General features: G+C 71.8%; 6 protein-coding genes. 1 reads left to right on the top strand and 5 read right to left on the bottom strand.

Annotation, left to right across the window (positions count from 1 at the left end; genetic code table 11):
* Nucleotides 1-192: 192 nt before the first annotated feature.
* Both LV75_RS05180 and pafA read right to left on the bottom strand, forming a co-directional pair.
* Nucleotides 193-750 carry a GNAT family N-acetyltransferase gene (locus tag LV75_RS05180; protein WP_253885446.1) on the bottom strand — a complete coding sequence of 186 codons (558 nt, stop codon included), beginning with the start codon at nucleotides 748-750 and terminating at the stop codon, nucleotides 193-195.
* A 43-nt stretch (nucleotides 751-793) separates the two neighbouring features.
* Nucleotides 794-2,152, bottom strand: a complete 1,359-nt coding sequence (gene pafA, locus LV75_RS05175; protein WP_253885445.1) for a Pup--protein ligase — start codon at nucleotides 2,150-2,152, stop codon at nucleotides 794-796.
* Nucleotides 2,153-2,318: 166 nt separating this feature from the next.
* On the opposite strand from pafA, the gene LV75_RS05170 reads away from it, so the two are divergent.
* Nucleotides 2,319-3,809, top strand: a complete 1,491-nt coding sequence (locus LV75_RS05170; RefSeq protein ID WP_253885444.1) for a bifunctional phosphatase PAP2/diacylglycerol kinase family protein — start codon at nucleotides 2,319-2,321, stop codon at nucleotides 3,807-3,809.
* A 9-nt stretch (nucleotides 3,810-3,818) separates the two neighbouring features.
* Here LV75_RS05170 and LV75_RS05165 read toward each other — a convergent pair whose 3' ends face one another.
* The 3 genes from LV75_RS05165 to prcB form a co-directional block, all read right to left on the bottom strand.
* Nucleotides 3,819-4,778 (bottom strand): LysR family transcriptional regulator, encoded by a 960-nt coding sequence (locus tag LV75_RS05165; RefSeq protein ID WP_253885443.1) that lies wholly within the window; start codon nucleotides 4,776-4,778, stop codon nucleotides 3,819-3,821.
* A gap of 277 nt (nucleotides 4,779-5,055) precedes the next feature.
* Complete coding sequence (prcA, locus tag LV75_RS05160; protein ID WP_253885442.1) at nucleotides 5,056-5,841, bottom strand: proteasome subunit alpha; 786 nt, start codon at nucleotides 5,839-5,841, stop codon at nucleotides 5,056-5,058.
* 70 nt (nucleotides 5,842-5,911) lie between these two features.
* Complete coding sequence (prcB, locus tag LV75_RS05155; protein WP_253885441.1) at nucleotides 5,912-6,769, bottom strand: proteasome subunit beta; 858 nt, start codon at nucleotides 6,767-6,769, stop codon at nucleotides 5,912-5,914.
* Nucleotides 6,770-6,821 lie beyond the last annotated feature (52 nt).

Here is a 6,821-nt window from a genome sequence, read left to right as displayed (position 1 = left end):
CCCAGCACCCAGCACCCAGCACCCAGCACCCAGCACCCAGCACCCAGCACCCAGCACCCAGCACCCAGCACCCAGCACCCAGCACCCAGCACCCAAGCCCCAAGCCCCAAGCCCCAAGCCCCAAGCCCCAAGCCCATTATCTTGATAGGAGATAGTAGCTACCGGAACCACCACAGCGGTTGCACGGGAATCTCAGTGGGCGAGGAACTCCGCACGGGTGAGCCGCCAGCGGACGTCGACCCCGTCCTCCCCCGGCGTGATCGGCTCCTGCGGTGGCGACACCCGGGCCACCTCCCGGAACCCCAGCCGCCGCGGCACAGCCCCGCTGCGCGGGTTGGCCGTGTCGTGCACGATCTCCACCCACTCCACCTCGGGCAGCGCGAACACCGCGGCCAGCATCGCTTCGGTGGCGGTCGTGGCGAACCCCCGGCCCACCGCGCCCGGGTGCAGCCAGTACCCCATCTCCACGCCACTGGTGCCTGCGAGGAACCGGGCCCCGCACCGCCCGACGATGCTCCCGTCGACGGTGATCGCGTAGGCGAAGTCGACCCCGCCCTCCCACTGCTCGTCGCAGCGGGCGATGTGGGCACGGACCGTTTCCGGGGTGGGGTCCTCTGCCGCCCAGGCCATCCACGGGCGCAGGTGCTCGATCGACTCCTGGATCACCCGCAGCAGCTCGTCCAGGTCCGCAGCCGAGGACCTGCGCAGCACGACCGGCGACTTGCTCAAGACAGCGGGAAGGCGGGCCATGCCGGAAGATCCTCCCGGCACAGCCCGCCCTCCGGCAACGCGTTTACAGCGAGGCGATCAGCCGTTCCACCCGCTCGTCGACCGCCCGGAACGGGTCCTTGCACAGCACGGTGCGCTGGGCCTGGTCGTTGAGCTTGAGGTGCACCCAGTCGACGGTGAAGTCGCGGCCCGCCTGCTGGGCCGCGGCGATGAAGTCGCCGCGCAGCTTGGCCCGGGTGGTCTGCGGCGGGGTGTCCTTGGCCGCCTCGATCTCGCCGTCGTCGGTGACCCTGGCGACGAGGTCCTTGCGCTGCAGCAGGTCGAAGATGCCCCGGCCGCGGCGGATGTCGTGGTAGGCGAGGTCCAGCTGCGCGATGCGCGGGCTGGACAGGTCCAGGTCGTGCTTGGCCCGGTACCGCTCGATCAGCCGGTGCTTGATCGCCCAGTCGATCTCGCGGTCGATGCGGGTCAGGTCCTGCGCCTCGACGGCGTCGAGGACCTTGCCCCACAGCTCGACCACGCGCTCACCGATCGGGTCCGGCGAGCGGCGCGCCACGTGCTCGACGGCCTTCGAGTAGTACTCGCGCTGGATGTCGAGCGCCGAGGCCTCGCGGCCACCGGCGAGCCGGACCGGCTTGCGGCCGGTCAGGTCGTGGCTGATCTCGCGGATCGCCCGGATCGGGTTGTCCAGCGAGAAGTCGCGGAACTGGACGCCGTCCTCGATCATCTCCAGCACCAGGTTGGCGGTGCCGACCTTGAGCAGGGTGGTGGTCTCGGACATGTTCGAGTCGCCGACGATGACGTGCAGCCGCCGGTAGCGCTCGGCGTCGGCGTGCGGCTCGTCGCGGGTGTTGATGATCGGCCGGGACCGAGTGGTGGCGCTGGAGACGCCCTCCCAGATGTGCTCGGCGCGCTGCGACAGGCAGAACACCGCCCCGCGCGGGGTCTGCAGGACCTTGCCCGCCCCGCAGATGAGCTGGCGGGTGACCAGGAACGGCAACAGCACGTCGGCGATGCGGGAGAACTCCCCGGCCCTGGTGACCAGGAAGTTCTCGTGGCACCCGTAGGAGTTGCCCGCCGAGTCGGTGTTGTTCTTGAACAGGAAGATGTCGCCGCCGATGCCCTCGTCGGCCAGCCGCCGCTCGGCGTCGACGAGCAGGTCCTCCAGGATCCGCTCGCCCGCCTTGTCGTGGGTCACCAATTGCACGAGGTCGTCGCACTCCGCGGTCGCGTACTCCGGGTGTGAGCCGACGTCGAGGTAGAGGCGTGAACCGTTGCGCAGGAACACGTTCGAGGAACGCCCCCACGACACCACTCGCCGGAACAGGTACCGCGCGACCTCGTCCGGTGACAGCCTGCGCTGCCCGTGGAACGTACAGGTCACGCCGAACTCGGTCTCGATGCCGAAGATCCGCCGCTGCATCCTCTAAGCGTAGGCGCAAAGAGCGCACCGGACCGTGCGCCGTTCGGGGTGGTCCACATTCTGTTATCGAGCGCACGGTGACCGGTTGTGCACCGAGCCGGTCCGGGCGGCCACTGCGGCGGTCCCACGCGGCGGCGCGGGCGGCTGTCGGGTTGAATCTACGATCATGTTCGGACAAGTCCGGCGGACCGGGCGCCAGGTGGGCCGCGTCGACCTCGATCTCATGCACCGCAGTGCCGCATTGTCGCGGAGCCGGGCCGACGACGCGCTCAAGACGCTGTCGCGCTCGGCGAACAAGGGCAGGTTGTGGTTCGCCCTGGCCGCGCTGCTGGCCGCCCGCAAGGGCCCGACCAGGCGCGCGGCGCTGCGCGGGGTGGCCGCGATCGGCTTCGCGAGCGCGTCGGCGAACCTCGTCGGCAAGAATCTGTTCCCGCGCAGGCGCCCGGCGGCCGAGCTGCTGCCCGAGCACCGGCGGCTGACCAAGCGGCCGACCAGCTCGTCCTTCCCGTCCGGGCACTCGGCCTCCGCGGTCGCGTTCACCACCGCGGTCGCCATGGAGAGCCCGGGTGCGGCCATCGCTCTGGCGCCGGTCGCGGCGGCGGTGGCGTACTCGCGCATGCACACCGGGGTGCACTGGCCGACCGACATCGCGGCGGGCGCGGCCATCGGGGTGGGCGCGGCGTACGCGACCCGGCACTGGTGGCCCAAGACGCACGAGGGTCCCGCGCACGTCACCGAGTCGGTCCGGTTGGCCGCCCTGGAGGAGGGTGACGGGCTGTTGGTGCTGGTCAACCCGCACTCCGGCACGGCGGGGGTGGACCCGACCGACGAGATCAAGGCGTCCTGGCCGAGGGCGACGGTCGTCTACCCCGAACCCGGCCGCGACCTGGTGGAGCAGCTCTCCGAGGAGCTGGGCACCTCGCCGGGCGACATCAAGGCGATCGGGGTGGCGGGCGGGGACGGCACGGTGGCCGCGGTCGCGACGGTCGCCGCGGAGTTCGACCTGCCGCTGGTGCTGATCCCGGCAGGCACGCTCAACCACTTCGCCCGCGACGTCGGTGTCGAGTCGACCGCGGAGTCGGTGGAGGCGGCGCACACCGGGACCGGCGTGCGCATCGACCTCGGCTACGTCGACATCTCGGGGGTCGAGGGCAGCACCCACCGGTGGTTCGTCAACACCGCCAGCCTGGGCGGTTACCCGGAGATGGTGCGGCTGCGGGAGCGGCTGGAGGGCCGCAACTGGCCGAAGTGGCCCGCGGGCGCGATCGCGCTGATCCGCACGCTGCGCCGCGCCCAGCCGATCCGGCTGGAGCTCAACGGCAAGTCGCACCTGGTGTGGATGCTGTTCGTCGGCAACGGCACCTACAAGCCGAAGGGCTTCGGCCCGACCAGGCGGCCCGCGCTCGACAGCGGTCTGCTCGACCTGCGCTACCTGCGCGCGGACGTGCCGTACTCGCGGTCCCGGTTCGTGCTCGCGACGCTGGCCGGGACCCTGGTCACCAGCCACGTCTACCGGCAGCGCGACGTGCGGTCGGTGCGGGTGCGGCTGCTCGACGAGCACCGCAGGATCGCCACCGACGGCGAGGTGGGCCCGCTGGCCGAGGAGTTCGAGTTCAGCGCCCGACCGGGGGCGTTGGCGATCTACCGCGGTGTCTAGGCCGGGCGGCTAGGCCTCGTCCGGGTTGAACTTGGCCCACCACGCGGCGAAGAGCGGGTTGGTGCCGGTGAGCTGGGAGTAGGCCTCCAGCAGGGCCTTGGGCGCCTGGTCGGCGGCACCGGCCAGGGCGCTCTCCTCGTGCCAGACCAGCACGATCTCCTGGCGCATCGGGCTGCCCGCGATGGCCCGGATGACGATGCCGCTGCCCTGCCTGGCGACCGGTTTGGCCAGCGTCACCGCGCCCGCCTGGACCAGGGCGCGGGTGGTGGTCGAGTCGGTCAGCTGGTGCTTGATGATCGGGGTGAACCCGTGCTGCGCGCAGACCCGGGTGAAGGCGAGCTGCTCGGTGCCCTCGGCGACCGGCGGCATCACCCAGTTCTCGCCAGCCAGCTCGACCAGGTTGATCTCGCCCTGGTCGGCGAGCGGGTGGTCCACCGACAGGGCCAGGAACAGCGGCGCGCGGAACATGATCCGGCTCAGCAGCCGGGGCGGCAGGGTGGTCCGGAAGCCGGGGTTCTCCTCCAGCACCGCGAAGTCGACCTTGTGGTCGAGCACCTTGCGGACCAGCTCGGCCGGGTGCATGTCGATGTCGATGGTCGCCTCGGCGCCGCCAAGGCGCTTGGCGATGGCGGTGGCGAACAGCGGGACGATCAGCCCGGGCGGGCCGCCGACGCGGACCTGGCCGGTGTGGGTGGCCAGCTGGGTGCGCTGGCGGATGCCCGCCATCAGCTCGTCGACGTCGTTGAGCAGGGCGCGCGCCGAGGACAGCACGTAGCTGCCGAGGTCGGTCGGCACGACGCCGGTGCCGGTCCTGGCGAACAACAGGCCACCGACGCGGCGTTCCAGGCGCTGCAACTGGGCGGTCAGGGCGGGCTGGGAGACGCCGAGTTGGACGGCCGCCTTGGACAGGCTGCCCGCGTCGGCGACCGCGCGGATGACGCGCAGATGACGGAGTTCCAACTCGCTCACACCAAAGTTATGCCCGCCGCGCGGACATTATGCAAACTTCCTGCCGATCCCTGGGAATATCCGCACATTTTCCCAGCGCGGCGTGTGGAACCAGCGAGTAGTGCATCCATGCGCACATCGGTCGGCGCGCTGACGGTGAGCGATCGGCGGTCACCGGACGTCGCGGGCGATCGGCGGTGGCGGCGGCGCGAACCGGACCGGGATCGCTCCCACCGGTGAGCGCCGAGGGCCGCGCGCGGGTCGGCCACTATCGGCCGACCGCGCACGGCGACCGGTGCTACTCGGGTGCGTCCTCGGACGGCAGTTCGACGTCCTCGACCGGGCGGGCGGGCGACTCCGGCTCGGCCGGGGCGGGGGCCTCGGCGGGCAGGACCGCGGTGAGCGCGGCGCCCTGGATGCGGCGGAAGGCGCGGTTCGGGCGGTGCCGCTCGAGGACCGCGACCTCCAGCTTGTCGGTGGTCGGGCCGGTGTCGGCTGCCGCGCCGTTGCCCGCGGCGGCCGAGCCGAGCGCCTTGAGGGCGACCCGGATCGCGTCGGCGAGGGCGAGGCCGTCGGTGAAGTTCTCCTTCAGCGAGGTGACCAGCGGCTCGGTCTGCCCGCCCATCACCAGGAACTGCGGCTCGTCGACGATGGAGCCGTCGTAGGTGAGCCGGTAGAGCTGGTCCTGCGCGGGGGTCGCGCCGACCTCGGCCACGCAGATCTCGACCTCCATCGGCTTGACCTGCTCGGTGAAGATCGTGCCCAGGGTCTGCGCGTAGACGTTGGCCAACTGCCGGGCGGACACGTCGCGCCGGTCGTAGGAGTAGCCCCACAGGTCGACGTGGCGGATGCCGCCGCGGCGCAGGCTCTCGTACTCGCTGTAGCGGCCCGCGGCGGCGAACCCGATCCGGTCGTGGATCTCCGACACCTTGTGCAGCGTCGCCGAGGGGTTCTCGGCGACGAACAGCACGCCGTCGGCGTACTTGAGCGCGACGACGCTGCGGCCCCGGGCGATGCCCTTGCGGGCGTACTCCGAGCGATCGCGCATCAACTGCTCGGGCGAGGCGTACAACGGCATCGTCACGGGGCGGGCTCCTCGTCAGTCCTGGTCCGGCACGGGGGCGGGTGGTGCACCAGCTCGGGTGGGGGTCGGCTCAGCCGCGCGGGTGGGCGGAGCGCTGGGCGACCACGGTGGCGGCGACCGCGGCCGCCTCCTCCTCGGTCACCCGCACCGCACCGGCGTCGGCGGTGATGGTCGCGATGCTCGGGTAGATGCCGCGGCCCATGTCGGGGCCACCGGTCGCCGAGTCGTCGTCGGCGGCGTCGTAGAGCGCCTCGACCGCCGCGCGCAGCGCCGCGTCGCGGTCGCCGTCGGGCTGGTAGAGCTTCTTGAGCGCGGAGCGGGCGAACATCGAGCCGGAGCCGATGGCGTGGAACCCGGCGCGCTCCTCGTAGCGGCCGCCGGTGATGTCGAACGACACGATCCGCCCGGCCCGCGCGGGGTCCTCGGCGTCGATGTCGTAGCCGACGAACAGCGGCAGCACGGCCAGCCCGGCGAGCGCGACGTCGAGGTTGCCGCGCACCATGCTGGCCAGCTTGTTGGTCTTGCCGTCGAGGGAGAGCTGGACGCCCTCGATCTTCTCGTAGTGGCGCAGCTCCACCGCGTACAGCCGGACCATCTCCACGGCGAGGCCTGCGGTGCCCGCGATGCCCACCGAGGAGTAGTCGTCGGTGACGAAGACCTTCTCGATGTCGCGCTGCGCGATGAGGTTGCCCGCGGTCGCGCGCCGGTCACCGGCGATCAGCACACCGCCGGAGAAGGTCAGCGCGACGATCGTCGTGCCGTGCGGCGCGGCGTCGATCGGTGCGACCCGCTCCCCCGCGCCGCGGCCGCCCGGCAGCAGCTCGGGGGCCTGCACGCGCAGGAAGTCGGTGAACGAGGAGGTTCCTGCCGACAGGTAGGCGGCCGGGAGCGAGGCGCCCAGCTGCCCTCGGGACGAGGTGTGTTCCATGCCTTCTTTCAATCCTGTCGTGGGTCGGGGACGTGACGAGCGCGGGACTGCC

This window comes from Actinokineospora diospyrosa, assembly GCF_024171925.1.
GTDB classification, from domain to species: domain Bacteria; phylum Actinomycetota; class Actinomycetes; order Mycobacteriales; family Pseudonocardiaceae; genus Actinokineospora; species Actinokineospora diospyrosa.
This window is presented reverse-complemented; position numbering and strand designations above follow the sequence as displayed.

Excerpts from the sequence above, each read along its gene's own strand:
- LV75_RS05170 (WP_253885444.1), top strand. The coding sequence starts at position 2,319 with ATGTTCGGACAAGTCCGGCGGACCGGGCGCCAGGTGGGCCGCGTCGAC.
- pafA (WP_253885445.1), bottom strand. The coding sequence starts at position 2,152 with ATGCAGCGGCGGATCTTCGGCATCGAGACCGAGTTCGGCGTGACCTGT.
- prcB (WP_253885441.1), bottom strand. The coding sequence starts at position 6,769 with ATGGAACACACCTCGTCCCGAGGGCAGCTGGGCGCCTCGCTCCCGGCC.
- LV75_RS05180 (WP_253885446.1), bottom strand. The coding sequence starts at position 750 with ATGGCCCGCCTTCCCGCTGTCTTGAGCAAGTCGCCGGTCGTGCTGCGC.